Below are 16,873 nucleotides of genomic sequence, written 5' to 3' on the forward strand. Positions count from 1 at the left end.
ATAAGGCCGTTCCCCGCAGGACGGAGGCCGACGACCGTGGTTCGCGCCCGCTCGCCCCGAATCCGTACGACACTGCTGCTGGCCGTCGTGATGTCGCTGCTCGTGGCCGGTTGCGGGGCGGGACCCGGCGACGCCGGCAGGGACGGGCTGCCGGCGAGGCTGCGCGTCGGGATCATCCCCAACGTCTCCCCGGAACGGCAGCGCGCCCAGTACGAACCGCTGCGCGAGTACCTCGCGAAGCGGCTCGGAGTCGGGGTGGAGTTGTTCGTGGCGAACAACTACGCCGGGGTGGTGGCCGCCCTCGTGGCCCGTCAGGTGGACGTCGCGTATCTCGGCGGGCTGACCTACGCGCAGGCCGCCGAGCAGTCCCGAGGCGTCGTTCCGCTCGTCACCGAGGTCGACGAGGAGACCGGTACCCCGCGCTACCTCTCGGCGGTCGTGGTTCCCGCCGCCTCCCCGGCCAGGTCGGTACGGGACGTCGTCGCCGCCGGTGGGCGCTTCGCCTTCGGCGACGTCAGCTCGACGTCGGGCAGCCTCTACCCGCGCATGATGATCGTCGACGCGGGGGCCCGGTGCGAGGTACGCGCGCTCGACCGCTGCCCGCCCCTGAGCAGCGTCACGTTCACCGGTGGCCACGACGCCACCGCGCTGGCGGTACTCAACGGCGCCGTCGACGCCGGCGGGATCGAACTGCGCATCCTGCACCGGCTGGAGCGGCAGGGCACCGTTCCCGCCGGCGCGCTGCGGGTGGTGGAGCAGCGGCAGGTGATGGGCTATCCGTGGGTGGCCCGGGACGGCCTGCCGGCGACTGCCCGCCGGGCGGTGGCGGGGGCCTTCACCGGCATCACCGACGCGAAGCTGCTCGACCTGCTGCGCGCCAGGTCGTACGTCGAGGTCACCGCGGACGACTACCGCGAGGTGCACGACAACGCCGCCCGGCTCGGGCTGCTCACGGTCGGCTGACGATGGAGATCGTGATGCGGGACGTCACCGTCGCCTTCGGCGGTGGTGCGGCCCCGGCGCTCGACGGGGTGGACCTGGAGGTCGGCACCGGCGAGCGGGTCGCGCTGCTCGGCGCCTCCGGCGCGGGCAAGAGCACGCTGCTGCGGGTGCTGCTCGGGGCGGTACGACCCCGCGCGGGCTCGGTACGCGTCGGCGGGGTGGACCCCTTCGGATCGCCGGCCCGGCTGCGCGAGCTGCGGCGGCGGACCGGTTTCGTCCGGCAGCGCGACGATCTGGTTCCCGGCCTGAGCGCGCGGGCGAACATCCTGATGGGACAGTCGCACCGTTGGGGTTGGCAGGGGTGGACGGCGGTGTTGCGCGGCCGGCTGCCCTCCCGGTACGCCGCCCGCGTCCGCGACCTGGCCCGGCGGCACGGCATCGAGGAGCTGCTCGACCGGCGGATCGAGCTGCTCTCCGGCGGGCAGCGGCAGCGGGTCGCCCTGGTGCGCGCGTTGCTCGGCGAGCCGGAACTGCTCCTGGCCGACGAGACCACCGCCGGGCTGGACGTGGTACGCGCCGCCGCGGCCCTGGCGGACCTGCGGGCCGTCGACGGGGCGACCCTGCTGGTCACCACGCACGACCTCACCCTGGCCCGGGGCTTCCCCCGGGTCGTGGCGCTGCGCCACGGGCGGGTCGTGCACGACGGCCCCGCTCCCGACGACGCCGCGGCCGGGGCCATCTATGCGTCCTGACCTGGGTGCCTCCCGGACACCGACCGACCCGGCCGGCGAGCCCGTACGCGCCGGCGAGCGGGTCGCCGACGGCCCACGCCCGGCGGCCGGCCCGGTCGCGGCGGAGCCGCCGCCGGTGGTCGTCCGCCGGCACCTGGCCCGGTTGCTGCGCTGGCTGGGCTACCTCGGCTGCGTCACGGTCGCGGTCTGGTCCCTCGGCGGCACCGGGGTCGGTGTCGGCCCGCTCGTCGAGGGGCGGGAGGGCATCCGCCGGCTGCTCGCCGGACTCTTCCCGCCGGACCTGGACGCGGAACTGCTCCGGCAGATCGGCGCCGCCACGGTCGAGACCATCCAGATCTCGGTGGCCGCGCTGGTGGGCGGTACCGCGCTCGGGCTGCCGCTGGCCGTACTCATCGCCGGCAACGTACGGGCCCCGCGCCCACTGGCCCTGGCGGCGCGCGGCCTCGCCACGGTCCTGCGGGGCGTGCCCGAGCTGCTCTGGGCGCTGCTCTTCGTCTCGGCGGTCGGGCTGGGCCCGGCGGCCGGGGTCTACGCGATCGGCCTGCACTCGGCCGGGATGATCGCGAAGCTCTGCTCGGAACAGCTGGAGGCCGTCGACCCGGCCCCGGTCGAGGCACTGCGGCTGACCGGCGCGTCCCGTACCGCCACCGCCGTCCTCGCCGTCGTGCCGCAGGCCCGCGCCACGGTCGCGTCGCAGCTGCTCTACCAGTGGGAGTGCAACGTCCGCAGCTCCGTCGTGATCGGCTACGTCGGCGCCGGCGGCCTCGGTCAGGAGCTGGGCATCGCGCTGCACCTGTTCCGCTACCAGGAGCTGGCCACGCTGATGGCCGCGGTGCTGCTGCTGGTGCTGCTCGTCGACGGCGCGTCGGTGCTGGTGCGCCGCCGCCTCGGGGTCACCGCCGCGCTCCCGGGGGAGTGCGAACGCCCCCGCTACCGGCTGTCGCGACCGCGGGTTCCCTGACCCCGCGCCGTTGCCGGGCCCCTTCCCGCCCCGGAGACGACGGGAAGGGGCCCGCCGTCACAGCGTGCCGGTCCAGCTCTCGACCTCGGCGTCGAGCGCGACGGGCGCGCCGGAGCCGACCAGGTGCACCCGCCAGGGGGCCGGCCCGCCGGCCACCCGGGTCGCGGTGACCGTCGCGCCGGCGCGGGTGACCACGAACCGGGCCGCCTCACCGCCGCGCGGCGTCGGTACCCGCACCGTCACCTCGGCCCCGTCGGGCAGCTCGTGCACCGCCAGGGTCACCCCGTCGGCGTACGGGTAGTCGGGGCGGTCCTCGACCGCGCCGAGCGGCAGGACGGTCCCGGGGCGGACGAGCAGCGGCACCCGGTCGAAGCCGACCGTCTCGCGTACCCACCGGGGGCCCTCGATCCGCTCGCCGGTGATCAGGTCGGTCCAGACGCCCGCGGGCACGTAGTAGCTCGTGTCGCCCTCGGCCGAGAAGACCGGCGCCACCAGCAGGCTGTCGCCGAGCAGGTACTGCCGCTCCAGGTGGGTGACGGCCGGGTCGTCGGGGAACTCGGCGACCATCGGCCGCATCACCGGCATCCCCTCCCGCTGGGCGACGACCGCCTGCCCGAACAGGTACGGCATCAGCCGCGCCTTGAGCCGGGTGAAGGTACGCAGGACGTCCACGGCCTCCTCGTCGAACTCCCACGGCACCCGGTAGCTCTGGCTGCCGTGCAGTCGGCTGTGCGAGGAGAGCAGCCCGAACGGCACCCACCGCTTGAAGACCGCCGGGTGCGGCCGGCCCTCGAAGCCGCCGATGTCGTGGCTCCAGAAGCCGAAGCCGGACATGGCCAGGGACAGCCCGCCGCGCAGGCTCTCGGCCATCGACTCGAAGGTGGACTCCGAGTCGCCGCCCCAGTGCACCGGGAACCGCTGCCCGCCCACGGTCGCGGAGCGGGCGAAGAGCACCGCCTCGCCCTCGCCCCGGTGCTCGGTGAGCAGCTCGAAGACGACCTGGTTGTAGAGCTGCGTGTAGTAGTTGTGCATCCGCTCCGGGTCGGCGCCGTCGTGCCAGACCACCTCGGTCGGGATCCGCTCCCCGAAGTCGGTCTTGAAGGTGTCGACCCCCAGCTCCAGCAGCGCCCGCAGCTTCCCGGCGTACCAGCGCCGCGCCTGCGGGTTGGTGAAGTCCACCAGCGCCATCCCGGCCTGCCACAGGTCCCACTGCCAGACGTCGCCGTCGGCGGTGCGGACCAGGTAGCCGTGCCGCATCCCCTCCTCGAACAGGGCCGAGCGCTGCGCGATGTACGGGTTGATCCAGACGCAGATGCGCAGCCCGCGCTCCTTGAGCTGCTTGAGCATGCCGGCCGGGTCGGGAAAGACCCGCTGGTCCCACTGGAAGTCCGACCAGTGGAACTCGCGCATCCAGAAGCAGTCGAAGTGGAAGACCGACAGCGGTATCTCCCGGTCGGCCATCCCGTCGACGAACTTGTTCACCGTCTCCTCGTCGTAGGAGGTGGTGAAGGAGGTGCTCAGCCAGAGGCCGAACGACCAGGCTGGCGGCAGGGCCGGGCGCCCGGTCAGCGCGGTGTACTTGCGCAGGATCTCGCGTGGCGTCGGGCCGTAGACGACCAGGTACTCCATCGACTGCCCGGCGACGCTGAACGAGACCCGGGAGACGACCTCGGAGCCCACCTCGAACGAGACCTGCCCGGGGTGGTTGACGAAGACCCCGTACCCGCGGTTGGTCAGGTAGAACGGGACGTTCTTGTACGCCTGCTCGCTGCTGGTGCCGCCGTCGGCGTTCCAGACGTCGACCACCTGGCCGTTCTTGACCAGCGGGCCGAAGCGCTCGCCCAGCCCGTACACCGCCTCGCCGACCGCGAGGCCGAGCTGTTCGCGTACGTAGGAGCCGTCGTCGGTGTCCAGCGCCGCCATGCTCTTGCGGCCGCTGGCGGTGAGCACCCGGCCGTCGGCCACGAACTCCAGCCGCCAGTCGTCGCCCCGGTGGAACCGGGCCGAGAGCGCGCCCGAGGTGATGGTGGCGAAGTCGACGCCGTCGGTCACCCGCACCTCGGTCTCCGGGTCGGTGGCGAGGGAGAACTCGGGCAGGCGGGGCCGGGTACCGAGGAAGTGGCCGATCCGGACCGCGACGACGTCCGGCGCGGGCGCGGTGCAGCGGACGGTGAGCAGGGGCAGGTTGAGTGTGTCGCCCCGGTGGGTGATCTTCTTGGTCGGCGCGTACACGGTGAGCGCCCCGGGTTCCACGGTGACGTCGTGCACCTCCGCGGGGTACAGGGGCCGTACCCCGGGACGCATCCGCCAGTAACCGTCGCTGAATTTCATCTCGGCCCTATCTCTGCTGAGCTGCTACCTGACAGCGGGGTCGACGTTGAACCCGGGGTACGTGTCCGCGCCGGCCGGTCCGCCACCGGGGGAGCGGGGCGGGACGGGCGCGCGGGGGTGCTACTTGAGCGCGCCGGCCAGCACGCCGCGGGTCAGCGTGCGCTGGAAGAACAGGAAGAACAGCACGGCCGGCACGATGCCGAGCAGCGCGGAGGCGCTGGTCGTGGTGGCGTCCATCATCCGGTCGCCCTGCAGGACGCCGAGCGCGACGGGAACGGTCTGGTAGTCGCTGGAGATCAGGAAGACCAGCGGCAGGAAGAACTCGTTCCAGGTCCAGATGAAGAAGAACGTGAAGAGCACCGAGAGCGTCGGCCAGTTGGTCGGTACCACCACCCGCCAGAGCACCCGCCACCGGCCGGCTCCGTCGAGCGCCGCCGCCTCCAACAGTTGCCTGGGGAAGTCGCGGAAGACCGAGGAGAGCAGGTACGTGCCGAACGCCGACTGGATCGCGGTGAAGATGATGACGACCGCGAGCCGGGTGTTGTAGAGGCCCACCTGCTTGGACAGGTAGTAGAGCGGGTAGACCAGTGCCTCCTGCGGCAGCAGGTTGGCCAGCAGGAAGAACATCAGGAAGGCCAGCCGGCCGCGCAGCCGGCCGATCCCGATCGCGTACGCGTTGAGGACCGAGACCAGCAGCGCCAGCACCGCGACCGAGATGCTGATCAGGAAGCTGTTCCAGAGCTTCTCGCCGAAGTCCACCCGGAACCAGAAGTCGACGATCCCCTGCAGGTAGAGCCGGTGCGGCGGGGCGAGCGGGCCGTTGGCGGCGTACTCGGCCGGCGCCTTGACGGCGTTCAGCGCCACCACCAGGAACGGTGCCACGACCAGCAGGGTCAGTACGGTCAGCGCGCCCAGTACGGCCATGCGGGTGACCCGGCCGGGCCGCCGGCGTCGCGCGGCCGGTGCGGGCGCGGCGGGTCGTCGCGACGGTGCGGCGGGGGAGGCCGGCAACTCGGTCGCGGTGGCGGGGTGCGGGCTGGTCATCGGGCGGTCCCCTCCCGGCGCTCGTCGCGGGTCTGCAGCCGCAGGAACGCGTAGGTCAGCACCACGATGATCGCGGTCAGTACCGTCGAGATCGCCGAGCCGTACCCGGGATCGGCCTTCTCGAAGAAGTTCTGGTACGCGAAGTAGGAGGGGACCAGGGTGGCGTTGCCGGGCCCGCCCCGGGTCAGTACGAAGATCTGCCCGAAGACCTTCAGCGCGGCGATGGTGGTGGTCACCAGCACGACGTAGATCTCCGGCTTGATCAGGTGTACCGCGATCCGGGTGAAGCGCTGCCACCAGCCCGCGCCGTCGAGGTCGGCGGCCTCGTACAGCTCGGGGTCGATCCGCTGCAACCCGGACATGAACATGACCACCGGGTAGCCGAGCTGCACCCAGATCAGCACGCCCATCACGCTCCAGAGCGCGTACCGGGGGTCGCCGAGCCAGTTGCGGGCCAGCGCGTGCAGCCCGATCCGGTCCAGGATCGCGTTCAGCGCGCCGTAGCTCGGGTGCAGGATCCAGCCCCAGACGATGCCGGTCACCGCCACCGGCAGCACCTGCGGCAGGTAGAGCCCGGAGCGCAGCGCGCTGGCGGCGCGCGGGCCGATCCGCTTGCCGACGTAGTCGAAGAGCACCGCGGCGAGGAAGAGCCCGAGCAGGGTCGGCAGCACCGCCATCGCCGCGATGATGTTGAGGATGTTGCGGAACGAGGCCCAGAAGTTGGCGTCGTGCAGCAGCCGGTCGTAGTTCTCCAGCCCGATCCACTCGGGCGTCCCGATGCCCGGCCAGCGGGTGAAGCTGATGCCGACGTTCATCAGCAGCGGTACGACGATGACCGCCAGGAACAGCAGCACGCCGGGGAGCAGGAAGATCGCGTAGCCCTGGCCCGGTCGTGACCGCCGCCCGCGGGCGAGCGTGCTTGCCATGGGGGATACCTCCGGTCGCGGTGGGCGCCAGGGCTCTCCGGCGCCCACCCGGGCGTCACTTGCCGATGCTGGCCAGGTTCTCCTGGTACGGCTTGGCGATCTCGTCGAGCACCTGCTCCGGGCTCTTGGTCCCGTTGATCAGGTTCTGGACGCCGGCGACCAGCACGTCGTAGTAGCCGGGGGCCGCCCAGTCGGGATAGAAGGCGAGCCCGTCCGAGCCGTTGAGCCGGTTGAAGTTCTCGATCAGCTCCTTGGCCTTCGGGTTGGTGATCGCGGCCGGATCGGCGGCCAGCGGTACGCCGCCCGAGTTGCCGAGCAGGTTCTGGATCTCCGGCTTCAGCGTGACGTCGATGAAGTCGTACGCGAGCTGCTTGTTCTTCGCGTTGGTCGGCACCACCCAGAGGTTGCCGCCCGATCCGGGGTGGAGGGTGTTGCCGGGGAAGAGGAAGGTGCCCCACCGGAAGTTCTTGATCTCGTCGGCGAAGCGCCCGTACCACCAGCTGCCGGAGATGAGGATCGGGTACTTGCCCTGCTCGAACGCCACCCCCATGTCCTCGGCCTTGATCCCGGCCGAGTTCTTGTCGAGGTAGCCCCTGCGCACCCAGTCGGCGAACCGGGTGGCGCCGAAGCTGAACTCCGGGCCGGTGAGGTCCACCCTGTGCTTGTAGAGCTGGAAGCCGTCCACGAAGGACCGGTCCGCCTTCGAGAGGGCCAGCTCGTAGAGGATCTGCTGGGCCGGGTACTCGGCGCCGCCCACCGACAGCGGCGTGACCTTGTTGCGCGCGAACGTGTCGAGCACCGACTCGAACTCGGCCAGGCTGGTCGGCACCTGGAGCTGGTACTTCGCGAACAGGTCCTGGTTGTAGTAGACCATCACGTACTCGCCGTAGTTAGGCACGCCGAACCACTTGTCGCCGCCCATGACGCCGTTGCGGTCGTACTTGGAGGTGGTGGCGACGCTGGGGGAGACGGCCTTGTCCCAGCCGCGCCTGGTCGCCTCGGCGGTCAGGTCCGTGAGCAGGCCCTGCTTGGAGAGGAGCCCGGCGGAGGCGTTGCCCTTGTTGTACTCCAGGATGTCCGGCGCCTGGTCGGAGTTGAGGATCATCCCGGCGTTCTGGCGGATCTGCTCGAAGCCCTTCTCCTCGTAGGTCACCTTGACGCCGGGATGGCTCGCCTCGAACTGTTTGATCGCCTCGGCCCAGGCGATGCCCATGGCGCTGTTGGCGCCCTCGTAGTGCCAGAGCCGCAGGGTCTTGCCGTCACCGTCGCCGGCGTCGGCGCCGCAGCCCGTCAGGCCGAGGGTGGCCAGGGTGAGCAGCGCGGTCGCGAGCGCGCCGGTGGCTTTCCTTCGGTTCATGTTCCGGCCTCCTGCTGGGGCGGGTCGCCGGGTACGCCACCGTGGCGCCGGCCAGTCGAAGCGCTTCGATCACGAAGTTACGAGCGGAGTCCGGACCGTGTCAATGAGGTGCCGGCCGGCATTTCGAAAATGTTTCGGTAACTCCGGTACACCCGCCGCCGCTCGCCCCGGAATCTCGACGTCGGTCGAGGCGTTGGCGTGCCGGCGTCGAGTAAGTACGATCCGATGGCCGCCGGCTCGGGCGGGTATCGTGCCCGCCGCCGTCGTACGGCGGTGGGAGAGGGGGCGGCGGTGCCGTCTCGCGGCGCCCGGCCGAGCATCGGCCAGGTGGCGGAGCTGGCCGGGGTCAGCGCCACGACGGTCTCGCACACCCTCAACGGCCGGCGGCCGGTCTCGGCGGCCACCCGCCAGCGCGTGCTCGCGGCGATCGAGGAGCTGGGCTACCGGCCGAACGTGCTGGCCCGGGGGCTGCGCGCCGGGCGCAGCCTGACCGTCGGACTGGTCATCCCGGACATCACCAACCCGTTCTACCCGCTGCTCGCCCGCGGCCTGCAGGACGTGCTCGGTCCCGCCGGCTACGACGAGATCATCACGAACACCAACGGGGACCGGGAGCTGGAGCGCGCCGCGCTCGACAAGATGATCTCCCGGCAGGTGGACGGCATCGCCTTCGCCGTCTTCCACACCCACGCCGAGGACCTGCGGCCGGTGATCGAGGCGGGTACGCCGGTCGTCCGCCTCGGCGGGCGTCAGGTGCAGCGCGGGGTGGACCTCGTCCACAGCGACGACGAGGGCGGCGCCGCGGAGGCGACCCGCTACCTGCTGCGTCGCGGCTACCGGCGGATCGGGTTCATCTGCGGGCAGGCCGCCGAGGGGCCGGCGGCGGAGCGGGTGGCCGGCTACCGGGCCGCGCTGGTCGAGGCCGGCGCCCCGGCCGGGCCGGAGCTGGTCGCGTACACCCGGTTCAGCCGCGCGGGCGGCGCCGACGGCCTCGCCCAGCTGCTGGCGCTGCCGCGACCGCCGGACGCGGTGCTCTGCGCCAACGACATGATGGCGATCGGCGCGCTCGACGTGGCCCGCACGCGCGGCCTGCGGGTGCCCGAGGAGATCGCCGTCATGGGCTTCGACGACATCGAGGCGGCCAGCCTCGTGTCGCCCCAGCTGACCACGATGGCCAATCCGGCCCGGGAGATCGGCCAGGCGTGCGGGCGGCTCCTGCTGGACCGGCTCGGCGGTGCGGCCGGCAACCCGTCGGCCGAGGTCGTCGTCCCGGCCCGGCTGGTACGCCGGCAGTCGGCGTGACGGCCGGGAGCTATCGACACGGGCCGGGTTCCCGGTAGATTGTGGATCAGTCTTAACGTTTTGCGAACCCCGGCGGGGCGTACCCGTACCGCCTCCGCTCCGCCCCTTCGACCGCCGCCCGCCACACTATGATCCCGATCATGATCCGGGGGGCGGTGCTGCCCTACCCGGCCGGACCGTGCCGGTCGACCCGTCGCGCCGCGGCGGTGACCGGTGGCGGTCCGGCCGGCGCGCCGTAAGGAGTAGTGGAAGCCCATGCACGACGACCGGAGCCTCGTCGAACAGCGACTCGACCGTGTCCTGACCGAACGCCTCCGACCCGCGATCTACTCGCACCGCGTACCGCTGACCGTGCGGGCCTGGACCGCGCCGGGCGAGCCGGTCCCGTTCGCGCGCGCCCGTACCGCCGACTACGAGCCGGTGCGCTCCGGCGACCCGTGGGGGCCGCCCTGGAGCACCGTCTGGTTCCACCTCACCGGCGAGGTACCGGCCGACTGGGCCGGCCGGCGGGTGGAGGCCGTGGTCGACCTCGGCTTCGAGGCGGACCGGGCCGGCTTCCAGTGCGAGGGGCTGGCGTACACGCCGGACGGCGTACCGGTGAAGGGGCTCAACCCGCGCAACGCCTGGCTGCCGGTGGCGGCGTCGGCCCGCGGCGGTGAGCGGGTCGAATACCTCGTCGAGGCGGGGGCCAACCCGCTGATCGGTCAGCCCTCCGGACCGACCACGCTCGGCGAGCGGGAGACGGCCGGCAGCGAGCCGCTCTACCGGCTCGGCCGGCTCGACCTGGCCGTGCTGGAGACCGAGGTCTGGGAACTCGTCCAGGACCTGGAGGTACTCAACGGGCTGATGCGCGAACTCGGGCTGCGCGACCCGCGCCGCTTCGAGCTGGTACGCGCTTTGGAGCGCGCGCTCGACGCGATCGACCTGCACGACGTCGCCGGTACCGCCGCCGCGGCGCGCAAGCAGCTCACCGAGGTGCTGTCCCGGCCCGCGAACGCCAGCGCGCCGCGGATCACCGCGACCGGCCACGCCCACATCGACTCGGCCTGGCTCTGGCCGCTGCGCGAGACGATGCGCAAGGTGGCCCGGACCACCGCCAACGTCACGGCGCTGATGGCCGAGCACCCCGACTTCACGTTCGCCATGTCGCAGGCGCAGCAGCTCGCCTGGCTCAAGTCCCAGCAGCCGGCGCTCTTCGCGAAGGTCGCCGAGCGGGTCGCCACCGGCCAGTTCGTGCCGGTCGGCGGCATGTGGGTGGAGTCCGACACCAACCTGCCCGGCGGAGAGGCGCTCGCCCGCCAGTTCGTCCACGGCAAGCGCTTCTTCCTGGAGGAGTTCGGCCTCGAGACGCGGGAGGTCTGGCTGCCCGACTCGTTCGGCTACTCGGCCGCGTTGCCGCAGCTCGTCCGCCTCTCCGGGTCGCGCTGGTTTCTCACCCAGAAGATCTCCTGGAACCAGGTGAACCGCTTCCCGCACCACACGTTCGCCTGGGAGGGCATCGACGGCACCCGGGTCTTCACGCACTTCCCGCCGGTCGACACGTACAACAGCGACCTCTCCGGCAAGGAGCTGGCGCACGCCGCGGGCAACTTCGCCGAGAAGGGGCACGCCACCCGCTTTCTCGTCCCGTTCGGCTGGGGCAACGGCGGGGGCGGGCCGACCCGGGAGATGATCGCCCGGGCGCACCGCACCGCCGACCTGGAGGGCTCGCCCCGGGTCGGCCTCGGCACCCCGCGGCAGTTCTTCGAGGCCGCCGAGGCCGAGTACCCGGAGCCGCCGGTCTGGGTCGGCGAGCTCTACCTGGAGCTGCACCGCGGCACCTACACCAGCCAGGCGCGCACCAAGCAGGGCAACCGGCGCAGCGAACACCTGCTGCGCGAGGCCGAGCTCTGGTGCGCCACCGCCGCCGTCGCCGGGCTCGCCGACTACCCGTACGAGGCGCTGGACCGGCTCTGGAAGACGGTGCTGCTGCACCAGTTCCACGACATCCTGCCCGGCAGCTCGATCGCCTGGGTGCACCGGGAGGCCGAGGCGACGTACGCGGAGATCCGCGCCGAGCTGGAGGAGCTGATTGCCGGCGCGCTGCGGGCGCTGGCGGGCGAGGGGGACGCGACGGTCGTCTTCAACGCCGCCCCGCACGCCACCGCCGACGGTACGCCCGCGCTCGGCGCGGCCGTGGCGACCGCCCGGCCCGACCCGGTCCCGGTACGCCTGACCGGTACCGCCGACGGCGGCCACCTGCTCGACAACGGCCTGGTACGCCTCACCGTCGACGCGCGCGGCCTGGTCACGTCCCTGGTCGACCTCGCCGCCGACCGGGAGGTGATCCCGGCCGGGGCGGCCGGCAACCTGCTCCAGCTCCACGCCGACCTGCCCAACGCCTGGGACGCCTGGGACATCGACTCGTTCTACCGCAACCGGCACACCGACCTCACCGGCGTCGAGCGGCTCACCGCCGAGGTCGACGCGGCCGGCGTGGCCACCGTCTCGGTGGTCCGCCACTTCGGCGCCTCCCGGGTGACCCAGCGGACCAGCCTGCGGCCCGGTACCGGGCTGGTCGAGTTCGACACCGAGGTGGACTGGCACGAGGTCGAGGCGATCCTCAAGGTGGCGCTCCCGGCCGACGTGCACACCGACCGCTGCGCCTGCGAGATCCAGTTCGGTCACGTGTACCGCCCGACGCACGGCAACACCAGCTGGGACGCGGCGAAGTTCGAGATCCCCGCGCACCGCTTCGTGCACGTCGCCGAGCCCGGGTACGGCGTCGCCGTGGTCAACGACTCCACCTACGGACACGACGTGACCCGGGCCACCGGCGTCGACGGGGTCGCCACCAGCACGGTCGTCCGGCTGTCGCTGCTGCGCGCCCCCCGCTACCCCGACCCGCGTACCGACCAGGGCCTGCACCGGTTCCGCTACGCGCTGGTCGCCGGCGCGGCGATCGGCGACGCGGTGCGCGAGGGGTACCAGCTCAACCTGCCGCCCCGGCGGGTGCCCGGCGGCACCGGGGTCGCCCCGCTGGTCACGGTCGACAACCCGGCCGTGGTGGTCGAGGCGGTCAAGCTCGCCGACGACCGCTCCGGCGACCTGGTGGTCCGCCTCTACGAGTCGCTCGGCGGGCGGGCCGCCGCCCGGTTGCGCACCCGTTTCCCGGCGACCGGGGCGTACCACGCCGACCTGCTGGAACGCCCGCTCGCCGACGCGGAGCCGGTCACGCTCGACGGCGCGGACGACGGTGGGAGCGTCGCGCTGCGGCTGCGCCCGTTCCAGATCGTCACCCTGCGGTTGCGCCGGTAGGATTTCGGCGTACGGCGAGGTCGAGGCGGGGGTGACGCGCGTGGTCAGCCGGTACGAGTCCCGGATCGAGCGGCAAATCCGCGAGGCGCAGGAGCGGGGCGAGTTCGACAACCTGCCCGGCGCCGGCAAGCCCCTGCCCGACCGTGGCGAACTCCACGACGAGAACTGGTGGATCAAGGAGTGGATCCGCCGGGAGAACCTCACGGGCCTCGCGCCGGCCTCCCTCCAGGTGCGCAAGGAGGCCGAGGAGCTGATGCGTACGCTGGCCCGGGTTTCCGCGGAGTCGACCGTACGCGAGATCGTCGCCGGGCTGAACGAGCGAATCGTCCGGGCCCGCCGGGGCCTGCTCGACGGGCCGCCGGTGGTGCTCCGGACCTTCGACGTGGACGAGGTCGTCGCCGCCTGGCGCCGCGAGCGTGGCTGACCCGGTTGTTCGTGCTTCGGGCGTGGATAGGCGATTTCTGGAGGAACATCGCGATAGTGGCGGCGTCGCGTCGGCGATTGCGATCGGAGGATTGCCTCCGCTAACGTGGAGGGCTGCCTCCGTATTGCCTCGTTCACAGGGAAGGCCGGTCCCGCCATGCCCACCAACGCCGAAGCCGGCGGAGCCGTAACCAACGGCGGGGCCGCGGCCAACGGCGGGGCCGCGACCAACGGCGGAACCGTCGCGGCCGGGGCCGCCGGTACCCTGACCATCGGCGGTGACCTCGTCGTCAACCGGATCGGCTACGGCGCCATGCAGCTCACCGGCGCGCAGGTCTGGGGCGAGTACCCCGACCGAGACGCCGGCATCGCGCTGCTGCGGGAGGTGGTGGCGGCCGGGGTCACCTTCATCGACACCGCCGACGTCTACGGCCCGCACGCCAACGAACTGCTCATCCGCGACGCGCTCCACCCGTACCCGGAGGGGCTGGTGATCGCGACCAAGGGCGGCTTCGTCCGGGGCGGGTACGACTACTCCACGCTGGGCGCGGTGGGCAACCCCAACTACCTGCGGCAGAGCGCGCACATGAGCGCCCGCCGGCTCGGGGTCGAGCGGATCGACCTGTACTACCTGCACAGCGGCCGGGCCGCCGACGCGCCCTTCGAGGAGCAGATCGCCACCCTCGCGGAGCTGCGCGAGCAGGGCCTGATCCGGCACATCGGGCTCTCCAACGTCACGCTCGAACAGTTCCGTACCGCCCAGGGCATCGTCGACATCGCCGCGGTCACCGCGCTCTACAACGTGAGCAACCGGGCGGGCGTGGAGCAGGTGCCGACCAGCCGGGCCGGGGCCGAACTGCTCGCCGCCGCCGAGGCGTCGGCCGTGGTCTTCTCGCCCTGGCACCCGGTGAGCATCGCCGATGGCGGGGACCCGGACCGGATCACGGCGGCCCTCGAACCCATCGCCCGGCGGCACGACGCGACCGTACGGCAGATCGCCCTCGCCTGGCAGCTGCACCGCTCGCCGGTCATCCTGCCGATCCCCGGCACGACCAGCCCGGCCCACCTCCGGGAGAACCTGGCGGCGGCCGCGCTCCGGCTGACGCCCGAGGAGGTCGCCACCATCACCGCGCTCGTACCGGAGAGCTGAGCGCGCGGCCGCGGGTCCAGGCCCGCCGGGATGTGATCTCGGCGGCCGGCCGGTCGGGGACGGGCCGCGTCGCGTTGACGGCGGGGCACCCGGTGGGACAACATGGCGCGACGAGCGGTGCGCGGAGGAACCCGGTGCGAATCCGGGACGGTCCCGCCACTGTGACCGGGGAGTGACCCCTCACGCACGGGCCACGGCCGAGAGGCTGGAAGGTCGAGGGGAAGCGTCGATCCGGGAGCCAGGAGACTCCGGCCGCTCACCACCCACAACACGCGGGCGTGGACACCCGCGGAAGGGACCGAGCGTGGCCGCATGCCTGAGCGCGGGATGACCGCGCCGTACCCGTTCTCCGCCGTCGTCGGCCTCGCCGAACTGCGCCTCGCGCTGCTGCTCACCGCGGTCTCCCCGGCCGTCGGCGGGGTGCTGGTCCGGGGCGAGAAGGGCACCGCCAAGTCCACCGTTGTCCGGGCGCTCGCCGCGCTGCTGCCCGAGGTCGACGTCGTCACCGGCTGCCGCTTCGCCTGCGACCCCGCCGGCCCCGACCCGTCCTGCCCGGACGGGCCGCACGAGCCCGGCCCGCTCGCCGCCCGGCGCCGCCGCGCCGCGCTGGTCGAGCTGCCGGTCGGCGCCACCGAGGACCGGGTCGTCGGCACGCTGGACCTGCAACGCGCCCTCGCCGACGGGGTCAAGGCATACGAGCCGGGCCTGCTGGCCGCCGCGCACCGCGGGGTGCTCTACGTCGACGAGGTCAACCTGCTCCCGGACCACCTGGTGGACCTGCTCCTGGACGCCGCCGCGATGGGGCGCGCCCACGTCGAGCGCGACGGCGTCTCGGTCAAGCACGCGGCCCGGTTCCTGCTGGTCGGCACGATGAACCCGGAGGAGGGCGAGCCGCGGCCGCAGCTGGTCGACCGGTTCGGACTGGTCGTTTCGGTGGCCGCGCCCGGGGAGACGGCCGACCGGGCCGAGGTGGTCCGCCGCCGGCTGGCGTACGAGGCCGATCCGGAGGGCTTCGCCGCCCGGTGGCGCGGGGAGGAAGCCGCGCTGGCCGAGCGGATCGCGGCGGCCCGGGACCGGCTGCCGTCGGTGCGGCTCCCCGACGCCGAGCTGGACCGGATCGCGGCGATCTGCCTGCACTACGGCGTGGACGGGCTGCGCGCCGACATCGTGGTCGCCCGTACCGCCGTCGCGCTCGCCGCCTGGCACGGCCGGGCCGTGGTCGGCGCGGCGGAGGTACGCGACGCGGCGCGGCTCGCGCTGCCGCACCGGCGCCGCCGCGACCCGCTGGACCCGCCCGGCACCGACCGGGAGCGGCTGGAGGAGACGCTGCGGAAGTTCGGCGGCGACGACGAACCGGAACCGCCGGGACCCGGCGACCCCGACCCGGGCGGTTCCGACCCGGACGGCGGCGGTGCCCCGGACGGCGGCGGCCGGGACGACCGGGGCGCCGGGAACGACGGGCCCGACGCCGGCACGCCGGGCGGCGGCGGCCCGGGGACCGGCACCGACGGCGGCACCGGCGACGCACCGACCGCGCCGACCTCGACCGCGCGGACGTCGACCGAGCCCGTCGGTGCGGGGCAGGACCCGAGCGACGCGCCCGACGCCGGGTCGACCGGAGGGCGCGCCGCCAGCGCCGAACCGGCCGCGGCGCCGTACCGGCCCCGGGTGCTGACGGTGCGCGGCCGGGGCGCCGGGGCGCACACCGGCCGCCGCTCCCCGGCGTACGCCCGGCGGGGCCGGGTCGTCGGGGCGCGCGCCTCGTCGGGGGCGGTGACCAGCCCGCACCTGCCGGCCACCCTGCGCGCCGCCGCCGAGCGCGGCGCCCGCCGCCCGGCCGCCCGCGACCTGCGCCAGGCCGTGTACGTCGGGCGCGAGTCCAACCTCGTGCTCTTCGTGGTGGACGCCTCCGGTTCGATGGCGGCGCGGCACCGGATGCGGGTGGTCAAGACCGCGGTGCTCTCCCTGCTGCGCGACGCCTACCAGCGGCGGGACAAGGTCGGGATGATCACGTTCCGGGGCGCCGAGGCCAGCACGGTGCTGGAGCCGACCGCCAGCCACGAGGTGGGCGTGCTGCGCCTCGCGCAACTGCGCACCGGCGGGCGTACCCCGCTCGCGGCGGGCCTGCGGCAGGCGGCGCTGACCCTGCACGGCGAGCGCCGCCGCGACGCGCGCCGCCGTCCCCTGCTCGTGGTGGTCACCGACGGCCGGGCCACCAGCGGGCCCGACCCGTTGACGGCGGTGCCGGCGCTGGCCGGCGTCGCGGCGGTGGTGGTCGACTGCGAGACCGGGCCGGTACGCCTCGGCCTGGCCCGCCGGCTCGCCGCCGCCCTCGACGCCGACTGCGTACCGCTGGACGCGCTGCACCAGCTCGGAAAGGTGGCCTGA

Annotated in this window: 12 protein-coding genes and 1 riboswitch; of the genes, 8 read left to right on the forward strand and 4 right to left on the reverse strand. The window is 73.4% G+C overall.

What is annotated here, in order from left to right; translation table 11 throughout:
* Positions 1–36 precede the first annotated feature (36 nt).
* The 3 genes from phnD to phnE are packed head-to-tail and all read left to right on the forward strand — an operon-like array spanning position 37 to position 2,655.
* Complete coding sequence (gene phnD / locus AB0J86_RS17655; protein ID WP_363858218.1) at positions 37–963, forward strand: phosphate/phosphite/phosphonate ABC transporter substrate-binding protein; 927 nt, start codon at positions 37–39, stop codon at positions 961–963.
* A 14-nt stretch (positions 964–977) separates the two neighbouring features.
* The gene (locus tag AB0J86_RS17660) at positions 978–1,694 is read left to right on the forward strand and encodes an ATP-binding cassette domain-containing protein (RefSeq protein ID WP_363858220.1); all 717 of its coding nucleotides are present in this window, start codon (positions 978–980) and stop codon (positions 1,692–1,694) included.
* Entirely contained in the window at positions 1,684–2,655 is a 972-nt protein-coding gene (gene phnE, locus AB0J86_RS17665) for a phosphonate ABC transporter, permease protein PhnE (RefSeq protein ID WP_363858221.1), read from the forward strand. Before AB0J86_RS17660 ends, phnE begins: the two co-directional genes overlap by 11 nt.
* Positions 2,656–2,712: 57 nt before the next feature.
* Here phnE and yicI read toward each other — a convergent pair whose 3' ends face one another.
* From yicI to AB0J86_RS17685, 4 genes are all read right to left on the reverse strand, one after another.
* Positions 2,713–4,986, reverse strand: coding sequence for an alpha-xylosidase (gene yicI, locus AB0J86_RS17670; protein WP_363858223.1), 2,274 nt, complete (start codon positions 4,984–4,986; stop codon positions 2,713–2,715).
* Positions 4,987–5,106: 120 nt separating this feature from the next.
* Entirely contained in the window at positions 5,107–6,030 is a 924-nt protein-coding gene (locus tag AB0J86_RS17675) for a carbohydrate ABC transporter permease (protein WP_363858225.1), read from the reverse strand.
* The gene (locus tag AB0J86_RS17680) at positions 6,027–6,956 is read right to left on the reverse strand and encodes a sugar ABC transporter permease (protein ID WP_363858227.1); all 930 of its coding nucleotides are present in this window, start codon (positions 6,954–6,956) and stop codon (positions 6,027–6,029) included. The genes AB0J86_RS17675 and AB0J86_RS17680 overlap by 4 nt, the downstream gene beginning before the upstream one ends.
* A 55-nt stretch (positions 6,957–7,011) precedes the next feature.
* Positions 7,012–8,313, reverse strand: coding sequence for an extracellular solute-binding protein (locus AB0J86_RS17685; protein WP_363858229.1), 1,302 nt, complete (start codon positions 8,311–8,313; stop codon positions 7,012–7,014).
* 291 nt (positions 8,314–8,604) lie between these two features.
* Here AB0J86_RS17685 and AB0J86_RS17690 point away from each other — a divergent pair, with 291 nt between their 5' ends.
* From AB0J86_RS17690 to AB0J86_RS17710, 5 genes are all read left to right on the forward strand, one after another.
* Positions 8,605–9,615 carry a LacI family DNA-binding transcriptional regulator gene (locus AB0J86_RS17690; RefSeq protein WP_363858231.1) on the forward strand — a complete coding sequence of 337 codons (1,011 nt, stop codon included), beginning with the start codon at positions 8,605–8,607 and terminating at the stop codon, positions 9,613–9,615.
* A gap of 255 nt (positions 9,616–9,870) precedes the next feature.
* Positions 9,871–12,912, forward strand: a complete 3,042-nt coding sequence (locus AB0J86_RS17695; protein WP_363858233.1) for a glycoside hydrolase family 38 C-terminal domain-containing protein — start codon at positions 9,871–9,873, stop codon at positions 12,910–12,912.
* 31 nt (positions 12,913–12,943) lie between these two features.
* Positions 12,944–13,336 (forward strand): DUF1992 domain-containing protein, encoded by a 393-nt coding sequence (locus AB0J86_RS17700; RefSeq protein ID WP_363858235.1) that lies wholly within the window; start codon positions 12,944–12,946, stop codon positions 13,334–13,336.
* 156 nt (positions 13,337–13,492) lie between these two features.
* Positions 13,493–14,485, forward strand: a complete 993-nt coding sequence (locus AB0J86_RS17705; RefSeq protein ID WP_363858237.1) for an aldo/keto reductase — start codon at positions 13,493–13,495, stop codon at positions 14,483–14,485.
* Positions 14,486–14,609: 124 nt separating this feature from the next.
* Positions 14,610–14,734: riboswitch (cobalamin riboswitch) on the forward strand.
* Between the two features lie 63 nt (positions 14,735–14,797).
* A complete protein-coding gene (locus tag AB0J86_RS17710) occupies positions 14,798–16,873 on the forward strand; it encodes a VWA domain-containing protein (protein ID WP_363858239.1) in 2,076 nt (691 codons plus the stop codon).

It is taken from the genome of Micromonospora sp. NPDC049559, from assembly GCF_040676675.1.
Taxonomy (GTDB): Bacteria; Actinomycetota; Actinomycetes; order Mycobacteriales; family Micromonosporaceae; genus JBFAPK01.

Excerpts from the sequence above, each read along its gene's own strand:
- AB0J86_RS17660 (WP_363858220.1), top strand. The coding sequence starts at position 978 with ATGCGGGACGTCACCGTCGCCTTCGGCGGTGGTGCGGCCCCGGCGCTC.
- phnE (WP_363858221.1), top strand. The coding sequence starts at position 1,684 with ATGCGTCCTGACCTGGGTGCCTCCCGGACACCGACCGACCCGGCCGGC.
- yicI (WP_363858223.1), bottom strand. The coding sequence starts at position 4,986 with ATGAAATTCAGCGACGGTTACTGGCGGATGCGTCCCGGGGTACGGCCC.
- AB0J86_RS17675 (WP_363858225.1), bottom strand. The coding sequence starts at position 6,030 with ATGACCAGCCCGCACCCCGCCACCGCGACCGAGTTGCCGGCCTCCCCC.
- AB0J86_RS17680 (WP_363858227.1), bottom strand. The coding sequence starts at position 6,956 with ATGGCAAGCACGCTCGCCCGCGGGCGGCGGTCACGACCGGGCCAGGGC.
- AB0J86_RS17685 (WP_363858229.1), bottom strand. The coding sequence starts at position 8,313 with ATGAACCGAAGGAAAGCCACCGGCGCGCTCGCGACCGCGCTGCTCACC.
- AB0J86_RS17695 (WP_363858233.1), top strand. The coding sequence starts at position 9,871 with ATGCACGACGACCGGAGCCTCGTCGAACAGCGACTCGACCGTGTCCTG.
- AB0J86_RS17705 (WP_363858237.1), top strand. The coding sequence starts at position 13,493 with ATGCCCACCAACGCCGAAGCCGGCGGAGCCGTAACCAACGGCGGGGCC.
- AB0J86_RS17710 (WP_363858239.1), top strand. The coding sequence starts at position 14,798 with ATGCCTGAGCGCGGGATGACCGCGCCGTACCCGTTCTCCGCCGTCGTC.